This is a genomic window from Niveispirillum sp. GW835-FHT14G11 (assembly GCF_058793615.1).
In genome coordinates this window covers 350,919-377,239 of sequence record NZ_JBXAFZ010000006.1, presented here as the reverse complement: position 1 = coordinate 377,239, position 26,321 = coordinate 350,919, and the positions used below count along the sequence as shown (strand labels likewise).

The following is a 26,321-nucleotide window of genomic DNA, read 5'->3' as shown; positions in this document are numbered from 1 at the left end:
GGCCCAGGTTGGCACCACCCAGATCCGTGGCCTGAACAGCACCCAGATTTCCGCCCTCAGCAGCACCCAGGCCGGCGCGCTGACCAGCACCCAGATCGTGGCGCTGACCACCGCCCAGATCCAGGCCATCGAGACCACCGATCTGGCAGCCTTCAGCACCACGCAGGTCGCAGCGCTGACCACCGCACAGATCGTGGCCCTGACCAGCTCGCAGTTCAGCGCCATCGAAACCACCGATCTGGCGGCCTTGACCACCACCCAGTTCCGCGTCCTGACCACGACGCAGATCGCCGGCCTCAGCACCACCCAGGTGGGTGTGCTGACCAGCTCGCAGATCGCGGCGATGACCACCACCCAGGTCCGCGGCATCGAGAGTACCGATCTGGCGGTCTTCACCACGACGCAGTTCGGTGCGCTGACCAGTTCGCAGATCGGGTCGCTGACCACGACCCAGATCCAGGCGATCAGCACCACCGATGTGGCCGCGCTGAGCAGCACGCAGCTGAACTCGCTGACCACGGCCCAGGTCGGGGCGCTGTCGACCACGCAGCTGGCCCAGGTCTCCACGACGCAGCTTGCCCAGATCGGCACCACCCAGATCCGTGGCCTGAACAGCACCCAGATTTCCGCCCTCAGCAGCACCCAGGCCGGCGCGCTCACCAGCACCCAGATCGTGGCGCTGACCACCGCCCAGATCCAGGCCATCGAGACCACCGATCTGGCAGCCTTCAGCACCACGCAGGTCGCAGCGCTGACCACCGCCCAGATCGTGGCCCTGACCAGCTCGCAGTTCAGCGCCATCGAAACCACCGATCTGGCGGCCTTGACCACCACCCAGTTCCGCGTCCTGACCACGACGCAGATCGCCGGCCTCAGCACCACCCAGGTGGGTGTGCTGACCAGCTCGCAGATCGCGGCGATGACCACCACCCAGGTCCGCGGCATCGAGAGTACCGATCTGGCGGTCTTCACCACGACGCAGTTCGGTGCGCTGACCAGTTCGCAGATCGGGTCGCTGACCACCACCCAGATCCAGGCGATCAGCACCACCGATGTGGCCGCGCTGAGCAGCACGCAGCTGAACTCGCTGACCACCGCCCAGGTCGGGGCGCTGTCGACCACGCAGCTGGCCCAGGTCTCCACCACGCAGCTGGCCCAGGTTGGCACCACCCAGATCCGTGGCCTGAACAGCACCCAGATTTCCGCCCTCAGCAGCACCCAGGCCGGCGCGCTGACCAGCACCCAGATCGTGGCGCTGACCACCGCCCAGATCCAGGCCATCGAGACCACCGATCTGGCAGCCTTCAGCACCACGCAGGTCGCAGCGCTGACCACCGCCCAGATCGTGGCCCTGACCAGTTCCCAGTTCGGTGCCATCGAGACCACCGATCTGGCGGCCTTGACCACCACCCAGTTCCGCGTCCTGACCACGACGCAGATTGTTGGCCTCAGCACCACCCAGGTGGGTGTGCTGACCAGCTCGCAGATCGCGTCGATGACCACCACCCAGGTCCGCGGCATCGAGAGTACCGATCTGGCGGTCTTCAGCACGACGCAGTTCGGCGCGCTGACCAGTTCGCAGATCGCGTCGCTGACCACCACCCAGATCCAGGCGATCAGCACCACTGATGTGGCCGTGCTGAGCAGCACGCAGCTGAATTCGCTGACCACGGCCCAGGTCGGGGCACTGTCGACCACGCAGCTGGCCCAGGTCTCCACGACGCAGTTGGCCCAGATCGGCACTACCCAGATCCGTGGCCTGAACAGCACCCAGATTTCCGCCCTCAGCAGCACCCAGGCCGGTGCGCTGACCACCACCCAGATCGTGGCGCTGACCACCGCTCAGGTTCAGGCCATCGAGACCACCGATCTGGCGGCCTTCAGCACCACGCAGGTCGCAGCACTGACCACCGCCCAGATCGTGGCCCTGACCAGCTCGCAGTTCAGCGCCATCGAGACCACCGATCTGGCGGCCTTGACCACTACCCAGTTCCGCGTCCTGACCACGACGCAGATCGCCGGCCTCAGCACCACCCAGGTGGGTGTGCTGACCAGCTCGCAGATCGCGTCGTTGACCACCACCCAGGTCCGCGGCATCGAGAGTACCGATCTGGCGGTCTTCACCACGACGCAGTTCGGTGCGCTGACCAGTTCGCAGATCGCGTCGCTGACCACCACCCAGATCCAGGCGATCAGCACCACCGATGTGGCCGTGCTGAGCAGCACGCAGCTGAACTCACTGACCACGGCCCAGGTCGGGGCACTGTCGACCACGCAGCTGGCCCAGGTCTCCACGACGCAGTTGGCCCAGATCGGCACCACCCAGATCCGTGGCCTGAACAGCACCCAGATTTCCGCCCTCAGCAGTACCCAGGCCGGCGCGCTGACCAGCACCCAGATCGTGGCGCTGACCACCGCCCAGATCCAGGCCATCGAGACCACCGATCTGGCAGCCTTCAGCACCACGCAGGTCGCAGCACTGACCACCGCACAGATCGTGGCCCTGACCAGTTCCCAGTTCGGTGCCATCGAGACCACCGATCTGGCGGCCTTGACCACCACCCAGTTCCGCGTCCTGACCACGACGCAAATCGCCGGCCTCAGCACCACCCAGGTGGGTGTGCTGACCAGCTCGCAGATCGCGTCGATGACCACCACCCAGGTCCGTGGTGTCGAGACCACCGACCTGGCGGTCTTCACCACGACCCAAATCGGTTCGCTGACCAGTACTTTGGTTGCTTCCCTGACCACCACCCAGATCCAGGCGATCAGCACCACCAACGTGGCGGCCCTGAACAGCACCCAGCTGAACTCACTGACCACGGCACAGGTCGGTGCGTTGACCACCACGCAGCTGGTGCAGATCAGCACGACCCAGGTGGCCTACCTGTCCACCACGGTGATCCGCGCACTCGAAACCACTGACCTCGCGGCCATGGTCTCGACGCAGGTGGCCGTACTGAACAGCACGCAGCTGGCGGCGCTGACGACCACGCAGGTCGCGAACTTCAGCACAACGGCCGTGGCGGGGCTGGTCTCCACCTCGCAGGTGCCGGTGTTGACTTCTACCTTCATCGCCGCGCTGACGACCAGCCAGCTGACCTCCATGAGCACGACTCAAATCGGTGCCTTGACGACCACCAATATCGTCGGGCTGAGCACGACACAGATTTCCTCCCTCACCACAACACAGATTACCGGGTTGGAATCGACCGATATCTCGGCCCTGTCGGATGCCCAGGTACTTGGCTTCACCTCCACGCAAACGGCAGTGATGAGCACGGCGCAGATCAACGCACTGTTCACCTGAACACCGCCGTAACAATCGGGCCGGGCCAGTCCTTCGGGACGGGCCCGGCCCTTTTCTTTTCCAACACCTTTTCCCTTCCAGCATTGGCCGATCCCATACGATCGGTCACATTGCGCCCAGCGGCCTGACTGGTCAGGATGGAACGGTCCACTTCCTAAAGGGCCAGAGAAGCATGCATCACCGCCAGATTCTGGAAATGGCGCTACGTGAGCTGCCAGCCGCAAAGGCGGCCTATCTCTCGCGCGTTGCCGACAATCTGTCCCGCGATCCGTCGCTGGATGAGCGATCACACCTGCTCTATCCCGTGCTGGCGGCCGCGGCCGGCGGCATCGAACCGGTGCTGGAGCCGGCAGAGTGCGCGCGCCTGGTGACGGGATTTCTGGTGCGCAATGCCGAGGGGGTTGCCCATGCGCTTTATTCCCCAGCCTATCTGCGCGACGGTGTTGGGGCCATGGCGTCGTGGGCGGCACGGTTGCAGGCGGACATCGCCATCACCATCATGGATCAACTGGCCCATGGGGAGCTTGTGCTGGATGAGCCGAAGGTCTGGCGCTTCGGCGCCGACGCCAGCGACGAGTCTGCTTTCCCCTATGGGGAGCGCGGCACAGAGGATGAGGACTGACCCGCCGGTGTCGGCCTGGAAAGTGCGGCACGGCGACCGGGGCGGGTCGCCGTGCCGTCAAGGTTCCGCAACTTCGCCCTGAACCGAAAAGAGGGCCCGGCGGCGGGGCAGCCGGTGCGACGGCGGGGTGGAAACGGTCCGGCGGATGTTTCCACCCCGCGACGTCAGTGTCGTCACCCGCTGCAACGGCTTCCGGGTGACCAATCCTGTGTGGGACGGCCTCGGTGCCGCCCCAAATCTAGTATGACCCAAGCAAAATACAGGCCATTGGGATAGGATTTCAGCGTCCGCGCCCAAATCCGCTGTTTCTCAGGCCTGCAATATTGGAAACACTACGGATGAACGGAAGCCTATATCGCGTGGCATTGCCTTTTGCAAATTTCTATCGATTGAGGCCATGGCTCTTGCTGAACGCAACGCCACATGCAATCATCTTTGCATGAGCCAAGCCGCCCGCATTTTAATCGTCGAGCCCGCCCCCTCCCTGTCGCATGCCTATGTGACGGCGTTGAAGCGGGATGGCCATGACTTGTCAGTGGTCGATGGCGCCGCGGCCGCACGCAAGGCGTTGGTTGAGCGGAACGGCACCGATCTCCTGCTGATCAACCTGCAACTGGGGGGTGGGCCGGGCATTGATCTGCTGCGTGAACTGACACAGACAGGCCTTGTGCCGCGCGCCATCGCGCTGACCGCGCAGGGGTCGGTGCAGGTGGCGGTGGATGCGATGCGGGCCGGGGCTGCCGATGTGCTGTTGTTGCCGGTGGGCACGGACCGGCTGCGCGGCGCGGTGTCGACGGTACTGGCCCAGCCGGTGGCGACCAAGGAAGCGGGTTCTGCCAAGGCGGCAAAGCCGCGCGGAACCCGCATGCCATCGACGGGCGCGGAACCGGAGGTCACCGAATATTCCTTCTACGGCTTCATCGGCGCCTCCCCGCCCATGAAGGCGGCCTATCGTCTGATTGAGGCGGCGGCCCCGTCCAAGGCCACAGTGTTCATCACCGGCGAAAGCGGCACCGGCAAGGAAGTCTGTGCCGAGGCCATCCATCGCCGCAGCCCGCGCGCCCAAGGTCCCTTCATCGCCATCAATTGCGCCGCCATTCCCAAGGACCTGATGGAGTCGGAGATTTTTGGCCATGTGAAGGGTGCCTTCACCGGGGCCAGTACCGACCATGCCGGTGCCGCGCTGCAGGCCGATGGCGGTACATTGTTCCTGGACGAAATCGGGGAGATGGACCTGTCCTTGCAGGCCAAACTGCTGCGGTTTTTGCAGACCGGCATGGTCAAGAAGGTGGGAAGCGAGAAACTGGAGCCGGTGGATGTGCGCATCGTCTGCGCCACCAACCGCGATCCCTATGCCGAGGTGCAGGCCGGCCGCTTCCGCGAGGATCTGTTCTACCGCTTGCAAGTGATCTCCATCGAACTGCCGCCGCTGCGCGAGCGCGGCGACGATATCCTGCTGATCGCACGGCACTTCCTGGACAAGTATGGCCGCGAGGAGCGGAAGTCCTTCAAGGGCTTCGACCGCGAGGCGGAGAACATCTTGAACACCTACGCCTGGCCGGGCAACGTACGCCAGTTGTTGAACGTCGTGCGCAATGTGGTTGTACTGAATGACGGGGACGAGATCCGGCCCTTCATGCTGCCCCCGCCCCTGAACAAGCCCACCATGATTGTCCCGCCAATATTGCAGGACCCGCGCTGGGCGGCCGTGGCCGGACCGCTCGCCAGCCAGATCGGGCAGAGTTTTCCGGCACTGGCCGCCCCACCCTCGGGCCCGTTTGGAGGCTTGGGCATTCCGGGGGTGCCCGTTGCCGGCATTGGACGGTCGTCGCCCTCCCCCGCCCCGCCCCCACCGCCGCCATCGGCCGATGCGTGGCAGGATGATGAGCGTCGCATCCGTCCGCTCTGGCAGGTAGAGGAGGAGACGATCGATGAGGCGATCCGCCTATGCCATGGCAACATCACCCGCGCGGCGGCTTTGCTGGAAATAAATCCCTGCACCATCTATCGTCGTCGCCAGAAGAAGCGCGCGGGCTGAGCCTGTAACGGAAAGACCATCGATGATCACCGAAATCCGGCACATCATCTTCTCCAATGACGAGTTGAAGCTCGTCTTCCAGTCCGTGCCCCTGGACGGTTTCGATCCCGCACGCCGCATCACCCGCATCCAGGTGGTCGAAGGCCCGCCCCCCTCCATCCGCATCCAGACCGAAGCGACCGGTGGCGGGACCCGCGCCGAACTGGAGGTGGAGAGCTATCAGTTGGCCCGGCTGATGGTGGCCTATTGCCGGGACAAGAAGATTCCGTTGCCCAAAGACGCGCTGAAAACCATCCATGCCCAGGGCGATGCGCTGTGCTTTTCCATCATGAGCACGCTGGGCTGATCGCCTGGCACCTATACCGAAGGTGTAGCTGACTGGTTGGAATCAGCCGCCGATGCGCTTATAGTGCTTTTGCTGAAACCAGACTGGAAATTGGGACCATGGAAATCAGCTCATCCGCCGGCTATGCCTCGGCCATCAATCTGCTGGGTACGCGCAGTCAGATTCAGACCGAGCAGGTGCGCGCCGCCTCCGACCAGTCGCAGCAGGTGACAGATCTGCTGGCGGGTGGCAATGCGACGCAACCAGCCGCTACCGGCGGACGCGGCCAGATCGTCGATATCCAAGTCTGATTCCGCCATCTTGATATCTCCGTACTTGCAGGCCCGGTCGGCAGCCATCGACCGGGCCTTTCCTTGTCCCGATCGTCCCCGGGTACCGGACGGGACCATGGGGCAGCACCCCTATGCTTTATGAGCAGCCGGCCGCAGCACCCCCTATCCTTGGCGATTCCAAGCCGTTATCTTGGGCGCCACAAAAGGCGCCCGGCAGCGGCGCGGCAGCAAGGAAGAATGGCATGAGCGATATTTCCATTGGCGTGGGCGGTCCGGCCGATATGGGCCGCTTGGCGATGGACGCCGGCAACCATGCCGAAGCGGTGCCCCTGCTGCGCGAGGCGATCTTGGACGATCCGGGCGACGCCGCCCTTCGCGCCGACCTGGGTGTGGCGCTGGAAACGCTACAGGATTATGACGGCGCCGCCCAGGCCTATGCCGCCGCCGCCGCGCTAGAGCCGGAAAACCCCATCTTCCATTTCAACCAGGGAGCCGTGGCCCAGGCCCAGGGCCGCGCCCATGACGCGGCCGGTCATTACCTGGATGCCCTGGAACGCGAACCGATGTTTGCGGAAGCCTATTACAATCTGGGTACCCTGTTCTTCGATGCCGGCCAACTGGAGATCGCGGCGGAGCATTATGGCAACGCCCTGAAGGCCAGGCCCGACTATGCGGAGGCGGCCAGCAATCTGGGCCTGACTCTGCGCCGCCTGGGCCGCCAGGACGAGGCGGTGGAGCAGTTCCAGCTGGCCCTGCGCCTGCGTCCTCACCTCACCATTACCCATTCCAACCTGGGCCTGACGCTGGCGGAGGCCGGTCGCTATGACGAGGCCATCGCCTGCTTCGGTCAGGCATTGGCCATGGATCCGGAAAGCTCGGCCCTGCATATCAATATTTCGCTGGCCTGGCGTGGGGTCGGGCGGCTGGATATGGCGGCCGATGCCGCGCTGAAGGCACTGCGGCTGGACCCGGACAGCACCATAGCGCAGGTGGAGTTGGGAGCGGTGGCCGCCAACCTGCGGCGCACGGGCGACGAGGCAACGCTGAAAGGCCTGCTGGATAGCTGGCGCGGTATCGTCGGCGACACAGCGCAGCTTCAGCACACGCTGGCGTCCCTGGGCCAGGCCCCGGCACCGGCGCGGGCGACCGATGCCTATCTGGCGCAAACCTTCGATGCCTCTGCCAAGCGCTTCGATGAAATGATCGGATCGCTGGGCTATGCCGTACCCGAGGCCATCGGCGCCGCGCTTCTGCGCTATGTCGGAGAGGGCAAGAGGGACAAGGATATCCTTGATGCCGGCTGTGGCACGGGGCTGGCAGGCCCGCATCTGGCCGCCTTTGCCAAAAGCCTGACAGGCGTGGACCTGTCGCTATCCATGTTGCAGCAGGCACTGCGCCGTGGACTCTATTCCTCGCTCGACCAGGCGGAACTGGGCGCCTACCTGATCGCCCGACCGCAAAGCTTCGACATCATCACTGCCGGCGACGTGCTGTGTTATTTTGGAGAACTGGAGGCGCTGTTCAGGTCGGCCGGCAACAGCCTGCGGCCGGGCGGCCTGCTGATCGCCTCGGCGGAGACGGTGTCTGCCGGTGCGGCTTATGTACTGCATGAGGGCGGGCGCTATGCCCATGACCCGGCCTATGTGCAGGAAAGCTTGCTGAAGGCCGGGCTGACGCTGGTGGAACTGGCGCCGCTGGTCCTGCGTTATGAGGGTGGCAAGCCCGTAGAGGGCGTACTGGCCATCGCCCGCAGATCCTGACCCGTCAACGGCCCGATTAATGCTTCTCCCACCGGCCGGGGCGTGCGATTGAGTGCGCTCCGGCCCCTTTTGTCTTCAGAGCCCCCGCGTGTACGCATGACCCAGAATGCATCCGTCATCATCCCTGTGCTGCTGTCCGGCGGGTCCGGTTCCCGTCTCTGGCCCGTGTCGCGGGAGCGGTTTCCCAAGCAGCTTCTGAAGCTCTGCGGCGACCACACCATGATCCAGGAAACGGCGCGACGTGTCGGTGGAGATTTCGGCTTCGCCGACCCGATCGTCATCTGCAACCAGGAACACCGTTTCGCCATCGCCGAGCAGTTGCAGGAAGTGGGGATCCGCCCCACCGAACTGGTACTGGAGCCGTTCGGGCGCAACACCGCCCCGGCGGCAGCCGTGGCCGCGCGGCTTGCGGCGCGGCGCGACCCGGCCGCCCTGGTCCTGCTGCTGCCGGCTGACCATGTCATCCTGGCAGCCGATGCCTTCCGCGCCGCCGTGGCACAGGGCGCGGTGGCGGCGGCATCCGGCAAGCTGGTGACCTTCGGCATCCAGCCGACCAGCCCGGAAACCGGCTATGGCTATATCGAGACCGGAGAGCCGATCGACGGGGCCGAGGGTGCCTTTGCCGTGAAGCAGTTCGCGGAGAAGCCGAAGCTGGAGGTCGCAAAGGCCTATGTCGCAGGCGGCCGACACCTGTGGAACAGCGGCATGTTCCTGTTCCGCGCCGACCAGTTCGTGGCGGAGTTGGAGCGTCATGCGCCCGATGCCCTGGCCGCGGCGGATGCGGCCATCGCGGCGGCGAAAGTGGACCTGGATTTCCTGCGCCTGGACCCCGAAGCCTTCGCCAAGGCCCCCAACATCTCCATCGACTTCGCCGTCATGGAAAAGACCGACAGTGCCGCCATCGTGCCCTGCGACATCGGCTGGACCGATGTCGGCGCCTGGAGTGCCTTGTGGGATATCGCCGGCAAGGATGCGGGCGGCAATGCCGTGCTGGGCGACGCCATCCTGATCGATGCGCAGAACAATCTGGTGCGCGGCGAGGTCGGGCTGACGGCACTGGTCGGCGTCAAGGATCTGGTGGTCATCACCACCGACGATGCCGTGCTGGTGGCTGATCGCGCCCGCGTGCAGGATGTGAAGGCCGTTGTCGACCGGCTGAAGGCGGAGGGGCGGACAGAGCGGCTGGACCATCGCCGCACCTACCGGCCCTGGGGATATTCCCATCTGGTCCATAAGGGACCGGGATTTGAGGTTTTGCGCCTGACCATCCGCCCCGGCCACAAGATCTCCCTGCAAAAGCATGAATACCGGGCCGAGCATTGGATCGTCGTCCAGGGCGAGGCCAAGGTAACAGTGGGGGACGAGAAGCGCATCGTCCGCCTGAACGAGAGCGTGTTCATCCCCGCCGGCGTGCCCCACCGGCTGGAGAATGAGGGCGAGACCGACCTCTGCCTGGTGGAAGTGCAGACCGGTGAGGTCAGCCCCGACGACATCCAGCGCATCGAGGATCATTACGGGCGGGCGTGAGTTCATTTCCCGCTTTCCCTGTTGACCCCTTATCGCAGTGCGGCAACCATGGCGGCCCACCCTTTTCCGGAGCCGTCATGCGCCTGGACCGCCGCCATCTGCTGATCACCGCCCTGTCGCTGCCGCTGGCCGTTCCGGCCTTGGCGCAAACTGCATCGCTGGTGGGGCGGGTGCGCAAGGCAGGGGTGATCAAGGTGGGGACGACGGGGGATTATTTCCCCTATTCGTTCCGCGACCTGAAGACCGGTGGCTTCCAGGGCTATGAGATCGACGTGGCCACCCGGCTGGCCGGTGATCTCGGGGTGAGGCTGCAACTGCTGCAGGCGACATGGCCGACGCTGGTGGCTGGCCTCATGGCCCGCAAATATGACATCGCCGCCACGGGCGTGACGGTGACGCCGGAACGGGCCAAGGCCGTTGCCTTCAGCAAGGCGTACCTGCATCCCACCTTCATCCCCCTGATCCTGAAGAAGGATGCCGACCGGTTCAAAAGCTGGGACGATCTGGATCAGCCGGGCGTCACCATCGCCGTGCAGCAAGGCACCGCGCCGGAGACCATGGCCAGGAAGGTGTTCACGAAGGCGCGCATCCTGTCGGTAGCCGATCCGGTGATCGATTTCACCGAGGTGCTGGCCGGCCGGGCCCAGGCCGCCTTCACCGACAATCTCTATTTCCTGACCAAGATCGGCCGGGAATATCCGCAGCTGACCATGCTGACCAACGGCACCCGTCCCGGCACACAGACGGACAACGCCATCATGAGCATCCAGGGCGATCCGGACTGGATGGGGTGGTTGAACAAATGGATCGATGCCCGTCTGGCCGACGGGTTTTTCGACGGGCTGTTCAAGACCTGGTTCGAGGGCACGGGGCCAACCAGATGATCCGCCGGCTGCCGCCGTTGCTGGCCCTGGCGCTGCTGCTGGCTGGCTGTGCCGGCGATGGCTGGCACATTGTCGATCCGCGCACGGATGAAGGGTGGGGCAACATCGCCTTTCTGCTGGCCGGGGCCGGCCTGACGTTGGGCCTGTCGGCGGCGGCGTTGGCGCTGGCCATGGTCATCGGGCTGGTCACCGCCATTGCGCGCGGCAGCCGCTGGCGGGTGCTTCGCCTGGGCAGCGCGGCGTATGTGGAATTGATGCGGACATTGCCTCTGTTCGTGCTGCTGCTCTGGGTCTTCTACGCCCTGCCGATTCTGGTGCAGGGTCTGGACCCGGACGGTGCCGGCTTCGCGCTGCTGGGCTGGATAACCACGCTGACCCCGTTCACGGCGGCGGTCATCGCCCTGGCGCTGAATGCCGGCGCCTTCCTGTCGGAGATTTTCCGGGCGGGGATCGAGGGGGTGCCCAAGGGACAGGTGGAGGCGGCGCAGTCGCTGGGCATGGGCCGCTGGCTGACCCTGCGCCGCATCGTCCTGCCCCAGGCCCTGCGCCGCATGCTGCCGCCCATCGTCGGGCAGTTCATCCATACGGTGAAGGACAGTTCGCTGGCATCCGCCATCGGCTTGGCCGAGCTGACGCGTCGGGCGACGGAGTTGCAGACCCAGACCTATCGTCCGCTGGAGCTTTATACGCTGCTGGCCCTGGAATATCTGGTGATCCTGCTGCTGCTGTCCCGGCTGTCGCGCTGGCTGGAACGGCGCTGGGGTGTCGAAAGGTAGCGCTCGTTCAGCCACTACCTTTCCCCTCCCCTTCAAGGGCAAAGCTCTGTTACTCTTGTCACGGAGCGCCCCCGATGAGAGGGCGCCGGCAGAGGGAAGGAGGCGCCATGAGCACCGTGACAACCGATTGCCTGCTCTATACACGCCACAGTACAGAGGGCGTGGCGGAGATCACCTTCAACCGGCCGAACTGCCTGAACGCCCTCAATCTGGAGATGGCTTCGGCCTTCGCGGAGGCGGCGACCAATGCCGCCAACGACCCCAAGGTGCGGGTACTGATCCTGACGGGCCGTGGCACCAGTTTCATGTCCGGCGGCGACATCAATGCCTTTCACAAGCTGCTGTCCGCCCCGGCGGCGGAGCGGCGGGATCATATTTCGCGCCTGATCGATTTCACCCACCAGGCGGTGACGGCACTGCGTCGCATGGAAAAGCCGGTGATCGCCGGCATCCATGGCACGGCGGCGGGACCGGGTATCGGTATCACCCTGGCCTGCGACCTTGTGGTGGCATCCGACCGCGCGGTCTTCCAGATGGCCTACGGCCCCTTGGGTACCACGCCGGATGCCGGCGCCACCCATGCCCTGCCCCGGCTTGTCGGCTCCCGCCGCGCGGCGGAACTGGCGCTGCTGGACCGCCGCCTGACGGCGCTGGAGGCGCTGGAACTGGGTATCGTCAACCGCATCTGCCCGGCCCCCATGCTGGCGGAGGAGACGCGCTGCGTCGCGCGCAAGCTGGCCGGCGGGGCTGCCATCGCGTCGGGCCGGACCAAGCGCCTGCTGTACCTGTCGCTGGAGCATAATTTCCAGCAGCAGCTGGCAGCGGAGCGGGAGACTTTCCTGTCCGCCATCGACAGCCCGGAATTCGCCGAAGGCATGACCGCCTTCGTGGAACGCCGTCGACCGTTTTTCGGCAGCTGCTGACCAGCATCCGTGGCCAAGGCGTGAGGATGCCGCATGCGACATCCTCGCCCAGCGCGCATCGACATCCGCGAACGCAGTTGCAACTTAATCGCAGTTCCAGTACCACCTGGGGAATGGGGTTCATCCCAGGGGGCGGATGATGGCGAAGCGGAATTTCGTGCGGGTTGCGGCGGGCATGGCCCTGTCGGTGTTGCTGGCCGGACCGGCCATGGCGGAGCCGATGGTCAATGGGCATTCCCTGTCGCCCTGGGGCATGTTCATGGCCGCCGACTGGGTGGTGAAGTCGGTGATGATCGGGCTGGCGGCCGCATCGGTCGCCACCTGGACCATCTTCATCGCCAAGCTGCTGGAACTGTCCGCCGCCAAGCGCCGCGCTGCCGACGCGCTGGCCCGTCTGGACGCCGCCCGCGGTCTGGCCGATGCCACGGCCGGCCTGTCCGATGCGCGCGACCCTTCGGCCCCGCTGCTGCGCGCCGTGCTGGAGGAGTTGGAACAATCCGCCGACCTGCCCGTCGATGGCATCAAGGAACGCGCCGCCAGCCGGCTGGAACGGATCGAGGCTTCGGTGGCCCGCGCATCGGCACGCGGCACCGGCGTGCTGGCGTCAATCGGCGCCACCGCCCCGTTCGTGGGCCTGTTCGGCACGGTCTGGGGCATCATGAACAGCTTCATCGGCATCGCCGAAAGCCACACGACCAACCTGGCCGTGGTGGCGCCGGGCATTGCGGAGGCGCTGTTGGCCACGGCCATCGGCCTGGTGGCCGCCATCCCGGCCGTGCTGGTCTATAACGCCCTGACGCGCACCATCGGCGGCTACCGCGCCCAGGTCGGTGATGCGTCGGCCGCCGTGCTGCGCATCCTGTCGCGCGATCTGGACCGGCGCGGCGTGAAGCCCCGCTTGCGGGCCGCGGAGTAAGGCCGATGGCCGCCAAGCTGCGCACCGGTGGGGATGACGATCTGTCGGAAAATCACGAGATCAATGTCACGCCCTTCATCGACGTGATGCTGGTGCTGCTGATCATCTTCATGGTGGCCGCCCCGCTGGCCACGGTGGACGTGCCGGTCGACCTGCCGGCCTCCAGCGCGCCCAATGCCGAACGCCCGCCCAAGCCGCTGTTCCTGTCGGTGAAGGCCGACCTGAGCCTGGCCATCGACGAGGCGCCGGTGGCAGGCAAGGATGCCCTGGCCGCCGCACTGGACGCCGCCACGGGGGGTGACAAGGAACAGCGGGTGTTCCTGCGCGCCGACAAGAGTGTGGCTTACGGCGACCTGATGGATGTGATGAACAGCCTGCGCGATGCCGGCTATCTGAAGGTGGCCCTGGTCGGGCTGGACGGTTCCGCCGTGGGGGCGGCACCGTGAGGGTGGCCGTCCTGCCCCAGGGCGGCGTGCGGTGGCCGTTGGCCTTCACCCTGGCGCTGGGCGCGCATCTGGCCGTGGCCGGCTTCGTGGCGCTGAAGCCGCAGGCGCCGGCTTTGCCGGAACCGCCCCCTGCCCCGCCGGCCCTGCTGCTGGACCTGGCCCCCCCGGCCCCGCCGCCGCCGCCTCCCCCCCCACCACCCAAGCCGGTGATGCAGGCCCCAGCGCCCAAGCCGCCGCCGATCATCGAGCGGGCCGCTGCCAAGCTGCCGCCCCCGCCCAAGGAAAAGGCACGGCCCGAACCGCCGGTGGAAACCCCGCCGCAGCCCATGGCCGACCCGGCCCCGCCCGCCCAGCAGGTCGCCGATGCCGAGACGGCGCCCAGCCGTGCGACCCCCGCCGGCCCCCCGGCCGATGCCATGGCCTTGTTCCAGGGCAGGCTGATGGCGCATCTGGGCCGGCACAAGCGCTATCCGATGGGCGCGCGGCAACGGCGCCAGCATGGGACGTCCTGGGTCCGGCTGACACTGGATCGGCAAGGACGGCTGCTGTCGCACCGGCTGGAGCGCGGCTGCGGGGTGGAACTGCTGGACCGGGAGGCGGAGGAACTGCTGGCCCGCGCCCAACCGCTGCCAGAGATCCCCGCCGAACTGGGCATGGACCAGATGGAACTGGTGCTGCCGGTGGAGTTCAGCCTGCGCTGACCTCGCGGCTGAACAGCACATCGGCCTGCGCGTCGGGCAGACGGGACAATGGCACCAGCCCCTTCGGCCGCCGCCATCGCAGGTACCAGGCATAGTCATACCGGTTCTCGATGGCACCGGCGCGGAAGCCCGCCTCGATGAAGCGCTGGAAGATCGACTGCCAGGCGTCCGGATCATTCTCCACGCTGGTTTCCACCAGCACATGGCGCAGGCTGGTGAACTGGTCCAGATGGGCCAGGATATGGTCCAGCACGGGCCGTTCCGCCCCCTCGACATCCAGCTTGATGAAGGCGGCGGTGCGGACTTCCTCCGCACTCAGGATCTGGTCGATGGGCAGGGCGGTGACGGTGCCGCCCGGCGTAAATCCCAGCCCGTCCATGGTCCGGGTGCGACCGATATTGCCGTCGGGTCCGTCATAGATCATCACCTGCCCCGGCCGGTCGGAAACGGCGACGATGCGCAGGCTGACCGGCAGCGGCGGGTTGCGGTCCAGATTGGCCTGCAACAGGGCGGCGATCCTGGGCGATGCCTCAATGGCGATGACGGCACCCGTCGGCCCCGTCAGACAGGCCGCCAGCAGGGTGAAGAAGCCGACATTGGCGCCGATATCGACCACCAGGTCACCGGGCCGGATCGACGCCTCGAACTGCGCGGATACTTCCGGCTCCCAGACACCGAACTGCAGGATGCGGTTCTGGATCAGGTCGCGCCCGTCACATGCCATGGTGGCGCCGAAATATGTGCGGACGATCCGGCGGGGACGCAAGGCGAGGCCGATCCGGCTATACAGCCGGAACAGCAGCAGGCCGCCCGGTATCGTGCCCCAGATTGATGACATGATCTGGCCTCAGTACCCCCGGCCCCGTTCCACGACATTGTGCAGCCCCTCGCCGGCCTGATGGCGGGCGATGTTGGCGGCGATGATACGGGACGCCGTCTTCGGGTGGGTCAGGGCAGCAGCATGGGGCAGGATGGTGATGGCAGGGTGGGTCCAGAACGGATGATCGGCCGGCAGCGGCTCCGTGGCGAACACGTCCAGGGTGGCGCCGGCCAGGTGGCCTTCATCCAGCAGGGGGATCAGGTCATCCTCCACCAGATGGCCGCCGCGCGCGGCATTGATCAGGAAGGCCCCCGCCGGCAGCAGCGACAGGGTGCGGCGGTTCAGGATGCCGCGCGTGCCATCCGTCAGGGGCAGCAGGCAGATCAGGATGTCGGCCTGGGCCAGCATCGCCTCCAGCCCGTCGGCGCCATGGAAGCAGGTGATACCGGGCATCTCCTTCGCCGTCCGGCTCCAGCCCCGCACGTCGAAGCCCAAGCCGGTCAGGGCCTTCGCACTGGCGGCCCCCAGTTCGCCCAGTCCCAGGATGGCCACACGCCGGTCGGACGCCAGGGTCTGGCCCAGCGGCTTCCACACGCGGTCGCGCTGCTGGCGCTCATAATCCGGCATGTGGCGGTGGTAATGCAGCACCCGCATCACCACGAATTCCACCATGCCGCTGACCAAAGTGGGGTCGACCATGCGCACCAGGGGCAGATAGGCGGGCAGGCTGTCATCCAGCAGCACATGCTCCACACCGGCGCCCAGGGAGAACACGGCCTTCAGGTTGGGCAATCCATCCAGCACGCCCCTGGGCTGTTTCCAGACGAAGGCATAATCGATTGTCGCCGGATCGCCGATATCGGGCCAGACGCGGACCTCCAGGCCCGGATCGGCCGCCGCCAGTGCGTCGATCCAGGCCCTTGTATCGACATGGAAGCAGGCGAACAGCATCACGGGCATGGTATGGCCTTGGCGGGTGGGCGGGACGCTCACCATACAAACCACACCCGGCGGTTAAAAGCCCGCTGCGCAGCCTTGGGGTTTGAACACCCTGTTTGTGCCTGGGGGAGAGTTGGCCCATTTCGCCCGCGCGCGGGTGGGGCGTGGCGACAGGACGCCGCCGCAATTGGGGCAGACGCCCTTCAGCACGCGATCGGTACAATCCTGGCACCAGGTGCATTCGAAGGAACAGATGAAGGCCCCCGCCTCATCCGCCGGCAGATCCCTGTCGCAGCATTCGCATCCCGGCCGCATCTCCAGCATCGCACCCCTCCTGATGTCACTCCGTCATAAGGCACCGGTGCTGATCGCTGCGCAAGGCGGGGTCCGGACCGGGGGCGGACAGAATCGGCCAAGCCTATTCCAGGCGCAGCGCCACCTGGCCCGTGAAGGGGCTGACCGCGATATGGCGGAAGCGGGTGCCGGTGCGGGCGGCGAATTCGGCCCAGGCCTTGAACTCATGCTCCGCCCAGGTGCGGTTGCCGATGAATTCATCGAAGACCAGAACGCTGCCCGGCACCAACCGGGGCTGCAATGCCGCCAGCACGGTGACGGTGGAACTGTAGATGTCGCAATCGATATTGGCGAAGCGCACGGGGCCGGGATGGCTGGCCAGGAAGCCCGGCAGCACATCGTCGAACCAGCCCTTGTGCAGGCTGACATTGACGGGCATGGCGGGCAGCTCGGCGGCGCCCAAATCGAAGGTGCCCGCCAATTCGTTACCCCAGCCTTCGGGCAGTCCCTCAAAACTGTCGAACCCATGCGCGTGCTGGCCGGCCACCGCCGCGATATGGCGCAGCGAGGTACCCCGCCGCACGCCGAATTCCAGCACCAGGCCCTTCTGTTGCGCGGCATCGAGTGCGAAGCGCAGCACATCCGCCGACAGGCCGAAGATCCGGAAATCCGGGGCCAGATGCGGGACCAGGGCGCGGGTCCCGTCCAGGATCGCCCCCTCCCCCGGCGCATCGCCACCGGTCAGCGCGTCATAGGCGGCCAGATATCCCGCATATTTGCGATTGGCACCGGGAACGGCAGCGGCCCGGCGCAGCCTTTCCCGTGCCGCCTCCAGCCCGTGGTGGCTGCCGATCACGCAGGCGTGACTGGCAAACCAGCCGGCGGCATGGCCGGGATCATCGGCCAGTACCGCATCGAAATCGGCCAGTGCGCCGGCGGCGTCGCCCAGATAATGCAGCGACAAGGCCCGCTGATAGCGGATGGCGGGCGGCAGGTGGGGCTGGTCATGCTCCACCGCCGTGACCAGGGCCACCGCCGCCTCATAGCTGGCGTCGCGGCGCAGCGCATTGGCCAGCGCCTCCGTCACCACGATATCGGTGGGATCGGCATCATGCAGGTCGGCCAGGATGGGCACGGCCGCATGCATCTGGCCCAGTCCGTTCAGGGCGCGGGCCAGGGCGAAGCGCAGGATTTTGTCACCGGGTGCCAGGGTCAAGGCGCGGGTCAGGTGGGCATGGGCCGCTGCATGTTCGTTCAGGCCCACCAGTGCCCGGCCCAGCAGACCAAGACCCACCGCATCATCGGGCGGGCCGGGCTGCGTCAGCAGCCGGCGCACGACGCGATAACGGCCGGCGGCCAGTTGGTCGGCCGCCTGTGCCAATATGTCGGGCGGGGTGGGCATGGGACGGGTCCGACGGTTGCTTTCTGGCGCCTGCCTACCACGACCCTGCCCGGCCCGTCACCCCAGCACGCGATACCAAGCCCCCCATCCTCGCCGGCAGGGTGAAGGAAGCCGCCGATGATGATGCGCGGATCGTCCGGTCCAACGCTGATATTGCCGTCGGTATGGCCGGTCTACACCTTCAGTGTCAGGTCGATGCGTGCCCCGGCATCCAACTGGTAAGGCCCCCAGACCGCACTGCTGCTGCTGTTGCCTTCATTGTCCACGGCGTCCAGGCGGATGGACCATTGGCCGGGTGCCAGCGCGAAGCCGCCATTGGTGGGGAAGCGGCCCTTTTCCTGCAGGAACCAGGCGCCCAGGCCCTTGGGGTCGCGGCCGACGCTGGTACCGGCGACGGTGCCCAGCGAATGGACGGTACCGCTGCTGTCGATGCCGACAACGGTGACGCTGCTGAGGTTGTTCTTGGCCGCTCTCGGCACCGGCACGACGGCGAGGAAGGCCGTGGTGGGGGCCACCACCGGTTCGGCTTCAGCCTCCGGACCGGTGCGCATGCCCAGCTTGCGCAGGATATTGGTGATGCCGGTGCTGCCGCCGGCCAGGACCAGGGCCGTCACCAGCTTGGACACGAAGCCGATGCTGGTCTGGTCGCCGCCATAGGCAGTGATCAGGGTGGCGACCACGTCCAGGCTGAACTCATGCACGATGGCGGCGGCGAATACCAGGCTGACCAGCGGCTTCACCGCCTTGTCGTCGAAGGTCTCGCGGAACAGCTTCCAGTCGAAGATCAGGGCCAGGGCCTGTTCCAGGATGATGGCGATGACTGCCAGCTTGGTCAGTGACTGCACGGATGCGGCGTACATGTCGGGCGCCATCACCGCCCCGACGCCGGTGGCGGCAGGGGGGGCAGCAGCCGGTTCCACCTGCGCCAGCGCACCCGCCACCGGCAGCGCCAGGGCCGCCCCCGCCACGACAGCACGCCACAGCCAGACACGCGACATCGTCCCCTCCGCCCTGTTGGTGTTAAACCATGATGGTATAACTGATAGCGGCAAAGGGTAGATTCGGCAATTGAACGATACACGTATAGGATGCTTTAGGTCACTGCGTCCCGCGACTGGAACCGTTCTTCCCGCCAGATGCCGCGTTCCATGATCCTGGCCAGGATGTCGACCGCATCCGCCACCTGGGCATAGGTCAGGTAGAGCGGGGAGAAGCCGAAGCGCAGCGTATCCGGCGCCCGGAAATCGCCGATCACTCCGGCCTCGATCAAGGCCTTCATGATCGGATAGCCCTGGGGATGGGCCAGGGCAACATGGCCGCCGCGCTGGTTTCCATCGCGCGGACTGTCCAGGCGGAAGCCATGGCCGGCACAGTGTTCCTCCAGCAGGGTGATGAACAGATCGCCCATGGCGCGCGACTTGGCGCGGGCCAGATGCTTGTCGGCGCGGGCGGCGATATCGATGCCGGCCTCTGCCACCTGCAAGGACAGGATGGGCTGGGTGCCGGTCATCATGCGGGCGATGCCGTCAGCGGGTCGGAAATCCCGGTCAAAGGCGAAGGGGGCCGCATGGCTCCACCAGCCGGACAAGGGCTGGCGCATCGCGTCATGATGGCGCCGGGCCGCGAAGATGAAGGCAGGACTGCCCGGCCCGCCATTCAGGTACTTATAGGTGCAGCCCACGGCGAAATCGGCCTGGGCGGCATTCAGTTCCACAGGCATGGCCCCGGCGGAATGGCACAGGTCCCAGACCGTCAGGGCGCCGACGGCATGCGCGTGCGCGGTGATGGCGTCCATGTCCAGGATATGGGCCGTCTTGTAATGGACATGGGTCAGGGCGACGACGGCCACGTCGTCGCGGATGGCATCCAGGATACCGTCCTTCTCCACGAAGCGGATCTCATGCCCCTGGCCCAGGAAGGCGGCCAGCCCCTGCACCATGTAATTGTTGGTGGGGAAGTTGCTGCCTTCCATGACGATGACGCGCCGCTTGGGGCGCAGGGCACAGGCGGCGGCCACGGCCTTGAACTGGTTCAGGCCGGTGGCGTCGGTCACCACCATCTCCCCGGCATCGGCCCCCAGCAGGCCCGCCAGCCGGTCGCCCAGCCGCTGCGGCGCGCTGTACCAGCCGGCATTGTTCCAGGACCGGATCAGGCCCTCGCCCCATTCCCTGGTGGCCACCTCTGCCGCGCGCTGGGCGGCCCTGGCCGGCATGGGGCCTAGCGAATTGCCGTTCAGATAGATCAGCCCCGGCGGCAGGGTGAATTCATCGCGGAGGGGGGCCAGCGGGTCGCTACGGTCCAGGGCTTCGATCTCGGCACGTGTCGGCATTCTGGGCCCCCCGTCGATGGTTGGAACCCCGAACATGCCGACGCCCGCCCCGCCGTCAAGGGCCGAGCGGGCGGGGACTGAACAAAGACGGTTTATGCCGGCCGAACGCGTAATGGCGCATGGAGATTGCTAGATCCCGCCCCCATCGCTGAAGGCATAGATGTCGTAGGATGCCAGCGCCCTTCCGATATCGTTGATGGCACGGTTGGCGGCGGGCAGGCGCCCGCCCATGGTGATGAAGCCATGCACCATGTCGGGATAGAGCCGGTGCAGCACCGGCACCCCGGCGGCGGCCAACCGCCCGGCATAGGCCCTGCCCTCATCCAGCAGCGGGTCGAAGCCGGCGGTGACGATGACGGTGGGCGGCAGCCCGTCCAGCCGTTCGGCGCGGAGCGGCGACACCTGCCAGTCGCCCTCCACCTCCTGCCCGGCCAGATAATTGCGGACATAGGCGACATAGGCTTGGCGGGTCAGCAGGTAACCTTCCGCCCGGCTGAAATGGCTGGGCAGGCCGGCGGCCAGATCGACGGCGGGATAGATCAGCACCTGGGTCTTCAGCACCGGGCCGTCGGCATCGCGGGCCTTCAGCGCCAGGACGGCGGCGATGTTGCCGCCGGCACTGTCGCCCGCCACGCCGATGGCCAGCGGGTCGATGGCCAGCAGCTGGGCATAGGCCGCCAGCCAGCGCAGCGCCGCCCAGCCGTCCTCGATGGCGGCGGGCCAGGGATGTTCGGGCGCCAGCCGGTAATCGACGGCGACGATGACATGGCCGGTGGCCACGGCCAGTTGCCGGCACGGCGTGTCATGGCTGTCCAGGTCGCCCACGGTCCAGCCGCCGCCATGGAAGAACAGCAGCGCCGGCAGGGGACGGAAACCGAAGGAGGGACGGTAGAGGCGCAGACGCAGCGGCCCGCCGGGACCGATGATCACCTCCTCCCGCACTGACGCGATGTCCGGTGCCGCCGGCCCCAGGGCGCGGCGCACTTGGGTGAAGATGCGGCGGGTCTCGGTCAGGTCACCGCCGCCATCGGCACTGCCGGCGATGATGCGGACGACGTCCGCCACCTCCGGCGACAGATCGGCGCCGACCTTGAAGGCGGGCTTCTCCGGCACGACACACAACGGCACCGCGCGGTGCGGTGCGGGGGCGATGGACAGCACATTGCCGGTCATGGTCGTTCTCCGGATGGTGGTGGGTGAAAGGGTGGAGGCGAAGGACAGCGATTGGGGGAGTTGCCCTTCGCCTACCGGCGGATCAGAAGCGCACGCGCGCACCGGTGATCACGCCGTACACGTCCTTGAAGTCGGCGGCTGACGTGTCGTAGCTGTGGTTGCGGAAGCTGATGTAGAAGTCGGATGCGAAGGCATCGACCGTCTGGACATAGCCTACGGACCAAGCCTTGGCTTCAGCACCGATGGCGGTGAAATCCTCCTGGGTGAAGTAATCCACCACGAAGGCGCTGTTGCCCAGGCTGGTCAGCTTGGCGAGATAGCCCAGCTTGCCGTACCAGAAGTCGCTGTTGCGGGCGCCGAGGTCGCGGGTACCGGAGGCGGCGGTGACATTGACGCCGTTGGCGAACTTCACCGATACTGACCCGTTGGTCTGGGTGTCGAAGCCGGTGCGGCTGTCATTGTCGGCATAGCCGATGGCGGCCGCGATCTCCGTATCGCCAATCTTGCCGTTATAGCGGCCGGCGAAGTCGGTGGCCCCGCCTTCGGTGAGGCTGGCCGAACCGACGAAGCCACCGCCGAAGGTCGGCGTGTCATAGCGCACCCGATCCTCGCGGTGCAGGCCGTCGAAATTGTTGAAGGCGTTGTTGACCGTGACGCCGCCCGCCCGTGTCGCCTTGTTGCGGAACGCGATGCCGCCGAAGGTGGCGCCGATATCCGAATGGCTGATCAAGGTGGAGGTGCCGGACAGGTCGACTTCCGATGTCTGGTTGGTGGCGGTGTCGCCCTGGCCCACCCAGAGGCGGCCAAATTCCTTGTGCTGGACCCAGAATTCCACCTTGCGCTCATTGATGGAGAACGCGCCGCTGTCGGTGCCGAAACCGGTGTTGCGGGTGGAGGCGGAGCTGGTTTCCAATTCGATATCCGTACCGGCCGTCCAGTTGTCGTCCAGCTTGGCGGCACCGGCCAAGCGGATACGCGAGGAGGCGGTGGCATTGTCGCCATGGATGGCGTCGCTGTCGAAACCGTCATCGGCGACGATCACGGCGCGGCCCACCTGACCGGACAGGGTCAGCTTGACCTTGTTGTTGCCGGACTGCGTCACCTGCGGCGCCTTGAAGACATCGGCGGTGACCAGCGGTGTATCAGCCTTGCTGGGGGCGCCGGCGGCGGAACCGGTGGCGGCGGGCGCTGCGGCCGGGGCCTTTTCCAGCTTTTCGATACGGGTCAGCAGTTCCTTCACCTGGACGCGCAGCGCGTCCACTTCCGACGCGGACTGGGCGGAAGCCGGCAGGGCGAAGGTGGCAAGCGCGGCACCGGTCAGCAGGGCGGCGGTCTTGGAACGGAAATGGCGCATCGGGACTTCCCTTCATGGTTTGGTTCTTTGTCGACCGGGGGGAGAAAGGGGCGTTGAGGATGGTCCCTTTTCGCAATCTCCATCGGGCGGGCAGGCCTATCCCCGCACCGGCCGCCTTTCATGGCGCCGGTCCCCGGTCATTTGCGTTTTATCGGCTGATCCTGGCCTGACGGCGCAATCACCACCGTCGGCGAAGGCGTCAGGTCAAAGGCGACAACAGGGGGTCATCGGGCGTCTCCTTCAAAGGGTCACGACACCACGAAGCCTCGTGGCGCTTTAGCGTTTGGTGACGCGGCGCAAGCTGTCATGTCAAATGCCCGCGGATGGGTGAACACCATCGATGTGGATACTGAAATTTATTTCCCACTACGTCAATTGGGTTTTGTCATTTTATTATACAAATTTTCAATGTTATATATGCACGAATGGCGTCACCAGCCCTTGTCCGCCACATCCTCCACATAGACCAGGGCCCTTCCTTCGGCCAGAAGCGCCCCGTCCGGCCCGGTGCAGGTGGTTTCCAGGTCCACCAGATGCTTATCCGGCCGGATGCGGGTGACGGCGACGCGGGCCGTCAAATCCACGCCCGCCGGTACCGGCGCCAAAAAACGCGTCTGCTGTTTCAGGTAATTGGTGCCCGGCCCCGGCAATTTCACACCCAGCAGATAGGAGAACAGCGCCCCCACCAGCGGCTCCGGTACCTCGCCCGGCGAAAGCGGGGCGCCGCCCAGTGACAGATAATCATCCACGTCGCGCGCGGTGACGGCCCGGGTGACGGTGGCTTCATCCCCGACGCGGATCATGCCGCCCCTCCCATCTCGAACATGCCTTCGCAGGTGACGGTGCCATCGGCGATGCGCACCGCCTTCACCGCCACCTGATTGCCGACCGCCTGGGCAGAGAACCGCATGGGTTCGTCCGTATAGGTGGGGGCCGGGAAGCGCACATCCTGCCCCACCATCCGCATCCCCGGCCGCACCTGCCCCGCCAGCCCGCGCAGGATGGAACAGAGATAAAGCCCGTGCGCCACCGTCCGGCCGAAGCGGGTGCGGGAGGAGAATTCGGGATCGACATGGATGGGGTTGTCATCGCCCGACAGGCGGGCGAACAGGTCGAATTCCGCCTGGGTCAGGGTGCGGTCGATGCTGATCTGGTCAGGCATGGGGGCCTCGCAACCGGTGCTTCTGTACCTTCCCCGCCGCCGTGCGCGGGAAATCGCTGACCGCCACGAAGCTTTTGGGCACCTTGAAGGCGGCCAGCCTTTCGCGGCAGAACCGCGCCAGTTCGTCCGGCGAGGGCGGTGTATGGCCGGGGCGGGGCAGGATATGGGCCTGGCCCACCTCCCCCCAGGTTTCATCCGCGACGCCGATGACGGCGGCCTCCAGGATAGCGGGATGGCGGGTCAGGACATTCTCCACCTCCGCCGGATAGACATTCTCCCCGCCGGAGATGAACATCTCCTTGATCCGGCCGACGATATAGTAATAGCCATCCTCGTCGGCGCGGGCCAGATCACCCGACCGCAGCCAGCCATCGGGTGAGAATGCCGCCGCCGTGGCTTCCGGATGGTTCCAGTATCCGGGCGTCACGCCGGGCCCGCCGAACCACAGCTCACCCGCCTGCCCCGGTTCCACATCCACCCCGTCCGGGCCGACGATGCGCACCCCGCACAGGATCTGCGGCCGCCCCACCGACCCGACCTTCTCCGCCACGCGGTTGGGGTCCATGATGAAGGCGGTGGGGCCAGTCTCCGTCATGCCCATGCCGTTGCACACCCGCACCCCGCGTTCCAGGAAGCGCTGCACCAGCGTGTCGGACAAGGGTGCCCCGCCGCAGCCCCAGGAGCGCAGGCGGGTCAGGTCCACCTCGGCGAATCGCGGATGCAGCGACAGGCTCTGATAGATGGCGGGTACACCGAAAATGGCATCGACCCGTCCCGCCGCCACCAGATCCAGCATCACGTCGACATCGAAGCCCGGCATGATCAGCACCCGGCCGCCGGCGATCAAGGTGGGCAGCGTGTGCAGGTTGATGCCGGCCGTGTGGAACAGGGGCAGGAAGTTCAGCGTCGTGTCCCGCCCCGTCAGGCCCACGGGCTGGGAGATATTGACGAAATTCACCATGGCCATGGTGAAGGTATAGATCACCGCCTTGGGCTGGCCCGTCGTGCCGGAGGTGTAGAGCAGGTACCAGATGCCGGCGGCCGGCCAGGGGCCCCGGCCCGGATGGCGCGGGCTGTCGTCGCGCAGCAGGGCATAGTCGCCGTCGAGCGCCAGCGACCGGGGAATGTCGGCGGATAATTGCGCCGCCACATCCCCATCTTCCACCCCCCATAGCAGCAGCTGGGGCGCACAATCGGCCAGCAGCGGCCGGATCTCCGCGGCCGGCATGCGCCAGTTCAGCGGCACCAGGATGGCGCCGATCTTGGCGCAGGCGAACAGGATCTCGAAGAATTCGATGCGGTTGCGGCAGAGGATGGCCACACGGTCCCCCTCCCCCACCCCGTGATCGGCCAGCAACCCGGCGGCGCGGTCGGCGCGCTCATCCAGGCCGGCATAGGTGACGGTGCGGCCGCTGCCCACCTCTTCCATGGCGATGTCGCCGCCGGCCAGTTGGGCGCGCTTGGCCGTGATGTCGAAGATGCAGGGGATCATGACGCATTCCCCCCTTGGCCCCCGCCCCCATTGCCACCACGCGCCAGGGGCGACAGGCCGAAGGTGATCAGTTCGGCCGCCGCCGCCGCGATCTCCTTGGCCGACTTGTCATTGCTCCACACCGCATAGCGCATGCCCAGGAAGACGCTCATCCCGATCAATGCCCAGGCGCGTTCCTCCTCATGGCCGGGACGTATCTCCCCCTTCTCCGCCGCCAGCGCCAGATTGCGGGTATAGGCGGCGGCGAACACCTCATAGTACCGGTGATACGCATCTTCGGCGACGAACTGCGCCTCCATGACGATGCGGTACAGGTCCTTGTGTTCGCGCACAAAGTCGATGAACGCCTCCAGGCCCAGCCGTTCGGCCGTCAACCGGTCAACATTGCCCGGCACGCGCTCGGCGATATGCTGGCGGGTCAGGTGGCCCATATCATCGACCAGCGCCCGGAACACCTGCTCCTTGCTGTCGAAATAGGTATAGAAGGTGCCCAGTGCGGCGCCGGCCCGCTGGGTGATGCCGCTGATCGACGCGTCGTGATACCCGCGCTCCCCGAACTCCGCCGCCGCCGCGTCCAACAGCTTGCGCAGCGTCCGCTTGCCCCTCTCGGTGCGCGGGACCTTGGACGTTGCCGTCTCTTCGCCGCCCATCATCATCCTCCCTGGCTATAACTTGAATATTGACTCAGGTTTCGATTTGCCGCAAGCATGGGCACGAAGCCGGACGGGAGATCGAAAATGATCCCCATCAGACCCCAGCCTTCCACGACCGGCGTGATCGGTCCAGGGCGGGATAAACAACACCGGCGCGGGATGGAAGCTTTACCCGAGGGGAT

At 66.3% G+C, this 26,321-nt stretch carries 25 protein-coding genes; 13 read left to right on the top strand and 12 right to left on the bottom strand.

Going from position 1 to position 26,321, the window contains the following annotated elements:
• The 13 genes from AC1Q7F_RS13990 to AC1Q7F_RS13930 all read left to right on the top strand — a co-directional run.
• Positions 1–3,310: beta strand repeat-containing protein (locus tag AC1Q7F_RS13990; protein ID WP_492507794.1), on the top strand; the 3,310-nt coding region annotated here is incomplete at its 5' end.
• Positions 3,311–3,482: 172 nt separating this feature from the next.
• Positions 3,483–3,932, top strand: coding sequence for a hypothetical protein (locus tag AC1Q7F_RS13985; RefSeq protein WP_492507792.1), 450 nt, complete (start codon positions 3,483–3,485; stop codon positions 3,930–3,932).
• 439 nt (positions 3,933–4,371) lie between these two features.
• Positions 4,372–5,970, top strand: a complete 1,599-nt coding sequence (locus AC1Q7F_RS13980) for a sigma-54-dependent transcriptional regulator (RefSeq protein WP_492507790.1) — start codon at positions 4,372–4,374, stop codon at positions 5,968–5,970.
• Between the two features lie 22 nt (positions 5,971–5,992).
• Positions 5,993–6,316, top strand: a complete 324-nt coding sequence (locus AC1Q7F_RS13975; RefSeq protein ID WP_492507788.1) for a hypothetical protein — start codon at positions 5,993–5,995, stop codon at positions 6,314–6,316.
• 98 nt (positions 6,317–6,414) lie between these two features.
• Positions 6,415–6,606, top strand: coding sequence for a hypothetical protein (locus AC1Q7F_RS13970; protein WP_492507786.1), 192 nt, complete (start codon positions 6,415–6,417; stop codon positions 6,604–6,606).
• A 224-nt stretch (positions 6,607–6,830) separates the two neighbouring features.
• Positions 6,831–8,348, top strand: coding sequence for a tetratricopeptide repeat protein (locus tag AC1Q7F_RS13965; RefSeq protein ID WP_492507784.1), 1,518 nt, complete (start codon positions 6,831–6,833; stop codon positions 8,346–8,348).
• A 96-nt stretch (positions 8,349–8,444) separates the two neighbouring features.
• Entirely contained in the window at positions 8,445–9,875 is a 1,431-nt protein-coding gene (locus AC1Q7F_RS13960; RefSeq protein ID WP_492507782.1) for a mannose-1-phosphate guanylyltransferase/mannose-6-phosphate isomerase, read from the top strand.
• A 77-nt stretch (positions 9,876–9,952) separates the two neighbouring features.
• Entirely contained in the window at positions 9,953–10,759 is an 807-nt protein-coding gene (locus tag AC1Q7F_RS13955) for a transporter substrate-binding domain-containing protein (RefSeq protein WP_492507780.1), read from the top strand.
• Positions 10,756–11,535: an amino acid ABC transporter permease gene (locus AC1Q7F_RS13950; RefSeq protein ID WP_492507778.1), complete on the top strand. Its 780-nt coding sequence runs from the start codon at positions 10,756–10,758 to the stop codon at positions 11,533–11,535. The genes AC1Q7F_RS13955 and AC1Q7F_RS13950 overlap by 4 nt, the downstream gene beginning before the upstream one ends.
• A 107-nt stretch (positions 11,536–11,642) precedes the next feature.
• The gene (locus AC1Q7F_RS13945; RefSeq protein WP_492507776.1) at positions 11,643–12,458 is read left to right on the top strand and encodes an enoyl-CoA hydratase/isomerase family protein; all 816 of its coding nucleotides are present in this window, start codon (positions 11,643–11,645) and stop codon (positions 12,456–12,458) included.
• Positions 12,459–12,597: 139 nt separating this feature from the next.
• Complete coding sequence (exbB, locus tag AC1Q7F_RS13940; protein WP_492507774.1) at positions 12,598–13,374, top strand: tonB-system energizer ExbB; 777 nt, start codon at positions 12,598–12,600, stop codon at positions 13,372–13,374.
• A gap of 5 nt (positions 13,375–13,379) precedes the next feature.
• Complete coding sequence (gene exbD, locus AC1Q7F_RS13935) at positions 13,380–13,820, top strand: TonB system transport protein ExbD (protein WP_492507772.1); 441 nt, start codon at positions 13,380–13,382, stop codon at positions 13,818–13,820.
• Entirely contained in the window at positions 13,817–14,521 is a 705-nt protein-coding gene (locus tag AC1Q7F_RS13930) for an energy transducer TonB family protein (protein WP_492507770.1), read from the top strand. The genes exbD and AC1Q7F_RS13930 overlap by 4 nt, the downstream gene beginning before the upstream one ends.
• Here the strand turns inward: AC1Q7F_RS13930 and AC1Q7F_RS13925 are convergent.
• From AC1Q7F_RS13925 to AC1Q7F_RS13870, 12 genes are all read right to left on the bottom strand, one after another.
• Complete coding sequence (locus tag AC1Q7F_RS13925; protein ID WP_492507768.1) at positions 14,508–15,359, bottom strand: FkbM family methyltransferase; 852 nt, start codon at positions 15,357–15,359, stop codon at positions 14,508–14,510. The two genes, AC1Q7F_RS13930 and AC1Q7F_RS13925, sit on opposite strands and share 14 nt — an antisense overlap.
• 9 nt (positions 15,360–15,368) lie before the next feature.
• Positions 15,369–16,337, bottom strand: a complete 969-nt coding sequence (locus AC1Q7F_RS13920) for a 2-hydroxyacid dehydrogenase (RefSeq protein ID WP_492507766.1) — start codon at positions 16,335–16,337, stop codon at positions 15,369–15,371.
• An 18-nt stretch (positions 16,338–16,355) separates the two neighbouring features.
• Complete coding sequence (locus tag AC1Q7F_RS13915) at positions 16,356–16,595, bottom strand: DUF1272 domain-containing protein (RefSeq protein ID WP_492507807.1); 240 nt, start codon at positions 16,593–16,595, stop codon at positions 16,356–16,358.
• Between the two features lie 103 nt (positions 16,596–16,698).
• The gene (locus AC1Q7F_RS13910; protein ID WP_492507763.1) at positions 16,699–17,976 is read right to left on the bottom strand and encodes a class I SAM-dependent methyltransferase; all 1,278 of its coding nucleotides are present in this window, start codon (positions 17,974–17,976) and stop codon (positions 16,699–16,701) included.
• 173 nt (positions 17,977–18,149) lie between these two features.
• The gene (locus AC1Q7F_RS13905) at positions 18,150–18,974 is read right to left on the bottom strand and encodes a hypothetical protein (protein WP_492507761.1); all 825 of its coding nucleotides are present in this window, start codon (positions 18,972–18,974) and stop codon (positions 18,150–18,152) included.
• 95 nt (positions 18,975–19,069) lie between these two features.
• A complete protein-coding gene (gene kynU, locus AC1Q7F_RS13900; RefSeq protein WP_492507759.1) occupies positions 19,070–20,305 on the bottom strand; it encodes a kynureninase in 1,236 nt (411 codons plus the stop codon).
• Positions 20,306–20,434: 129 nt separating this feature from the next.
• Positions 20,435–21,478 (bottom strand): alpha/beta hydrolase, encoded by a 1,044-nt coding sequence (locus AC1Q7F_RS13895; RefSeq protein ID WP_492507757.1) that lies wholly within the window; start codon positions 21,476–21,478, stop codon positions 20,435–20,437.
• 82 nt (positions 21,479–21,560) lie between these two features.
• Complete coding sequence (locus tag AC1Q7F_RS13890) at positions 21,561–22,832, bottom strand: porin (protein ID WP_492507755.1); 1,272 nt, start codon at positions 22,830–22,832, stop codon at positions 21,561–21,563.
• A gap of 431 nt (positions 22,833–23,263) precedes the next feature.
• Positions 23,264–23,635, bottom strand: coding sequence for a hotdog family protein (locus tag AC1Q7F_RS13885; RefSeq protein ID WP_492507753.1), 372 nt, complete (start codon positions 23,633–23,635; stop codon positions 23,264–23,266).
• Positions 23,632–23,994: a MaoC family dehydratase gene (locus tag AC1Q7F_RS13880; RefSeq protein ID WP_492507751.1), complete on the bottom strand. Its 363-nt coding sequence runs from the start codon at positions 23,992–23,994 to the stop codon at positions 23,632–23,634. The genes AC1Q7F_RS13885 and AC1Q7F_RS13880 overlap by 4 nt, the downstream gene beginning before the upstream one ends.
• A complete protein-coding gene (locus AC1Q7F_RS13875) occupies positions 23,987–25,486 on the bottom strand; it encodes a class I adenylate-forming enzyme family protein (protein WP_492507749.1) in 1,500 nt (499 codons plus the stop codon). Before AC1Q7F_RS13875 ends, AC1Q7F_RS13880 begins: the two co-directional genes overlap by 8 nt.
• Positions 25,483–26,136, bottom strand: coding sequence for a TetR/AcrR family transcriptional regulator (locus tag AC1Q7F_RS13870; RefSeq protein WP_492507747.1), 654 nt, complete (start codon positions 26,134–26,136; stop codon positions 25,483–25,485). Before AC1Q7F_RS13870 ends, AC1Q7F_RS13875 begins: the two co-directional genes overlap by 4 nt.
• Positions 26,137–26,321: the final 185 nt, after the last annotated feature.

Coding starts and splice junctions, on each gene's coding strand:
- AC1Q7F_RS13875 (WP_492507749.1), bottom strand. CDS start 25,486: ATGATCCCCTGCATCTTCGACATCACGGCCAAGCGCGCCCAACTGGCC.
- AC1Q7F_RS13965 (WP_492507784.1), top strand. CDS start 6,831: ATGAGCGATATTTCCATTGGCGTGGGCGGTCCGGCCGATATGGGCCGC.
- AC1Q7F_RS13925 (WP_492507768.1), bottom strand. CDS start 15,359: ATGTCATCAATCTGGGGCACGATACCGGGCGGCCTGCTGCTGTTCCGG.
- AC1Q7F_RS13950 (WP_492507778.1), top strand. CDS start 10,756: ATGATCCGCCGGCTGCCGCCGTTGCTGGCCCTGGCGCTGCTGCTGGCT.
- AC1Q7F_RS13945 (WP_492507776.1), top strand. CDS start 11,643: ATGAGCACCGTGACAACCGATTGCCTGCTCTATACACGCCACAGTACA.
- AC1Q7F_RS13955 (WP_492507780.1), top strand. CDS start 9,953: ATGCGCCTGGACCGCCGCCATCTGCTGATCACCGCCCTGTCGCTGCCG.
- AC1Q7F_RS13975 (WP_492507788.1), top strand. CDS start 5,993: ATGATCACCGAAATCCGGCACATCATCTTCTCCAATGACGAGTTGAAG.
- AC1Q7F_RS13910 (WP_492507763.1), bottom strand. CDS start 17,976: ATGCCCACCCCGCCCGACATATTGGCACAGGCGGCCGACCAACTGGCC.
- AC1Q7F_RS13895 (WP_492507757.1), bottom strand. CDS start 21,478: ATGACCGGCAATGTGCTGTCCATCGCCCCCGCACCGCACCGCGCGGTG.
- AC1Q7F_RS13880 (WP_492507751.1), bottom strand. CDS start 23,994: ATGCCTGACCAGATCAGCATCGACCGCACCCTGACCCAGGCGGAATTC.
- kynU (WP_492507759.1), bottom strand. CDS start 20,305: ATGCCGACACGTGCCGAGATCGAAGCCCTGGACCGTAGCGACCCGCTG.
- exbD (WP_492507772.1), top strand. CDS start 13,380: ATGGCCGCCAAGCTGCGCACCGGTGGGGATGACGATCTGTCGGAAAAT.
- AC1Q7F_RS13980 (WP_492507790.1), top strand. CDS start 4,372: ATGAGCCAAGCCGCCCGCATTTTAATCGTCGAGCCCGCCCCCTCCCTG.
- AC1Q7F_RS13915 (WP_492507807.1), bottom strand. CDS start 16,595: ATGCGGCCGGGATGCGAATGCTGCGACAGGGATCTGCCGGCGGATGAG.
- AC1Q7F_RS13920 (WP_492507766.1), bottom strand. CDS start 16,337: ATGGTGAGCGTCCCGCCCACCCGCCAAGGCCATACCATGCCCGTGATG.
- AC1Q7F_RS13870 (WP_492507747.1), bottom strand. CDS start 26,136: ATGGGCGGCGAAGAGACGGCAACGTCCAAGGTCCCGCGCACCGAGAGG.
- AC1Q7F_RS13890 (WP_492507755.1), bottom strand. CDS start 22,832: ATGCGCCATTTCCGTTCCAAGACCGCCGCCCTGCTGACCGGTGCCGCG.
- AC1Q7F_RS13970 (WP_492507786.1), top strand. CDS start 6,415: ATGGAAATCAGCTCATCCGCCGGCTATGCCTCGGCCATCAATCTGCTG.
- AC1Q7F_RS13985 (WP_492507792.1), top strand. CDS start 3,483: ATGCATCACCGCCAGATTCTGGAAATGGCGCTACGTGAGCTGCCAGCC.
- AC1Q7F_RS13885 (WP_492507753.1), bottom strand. CDS start 23,635: ATGATCCGCGTCGGGGATGAAGCCACCGTCACCCGGGCCGTCACCGCG.
- AC1Q7F_RS13960 (WP_492507782.1), top strand. CDS start 8,445: ATGACCCAGAATGCATCCGTCATCATCCCTGTGCTGCTGTCCGGCGGG.
- AC1Q7F_RS13905 (WP_492507761.1), bottom strand. CDS start 18,974: ATGTCGCGTGTCTGGCTGTGGCGTGCTGTCGTGGCGGGGGCGGCCCTG.
- exbB (WP_492507774.1), top strand. CDS start 12,598: ATGGCGAAGCGGAATTTCGTGCGGGTTGCGGCGGGCATGGCCCTGTCG.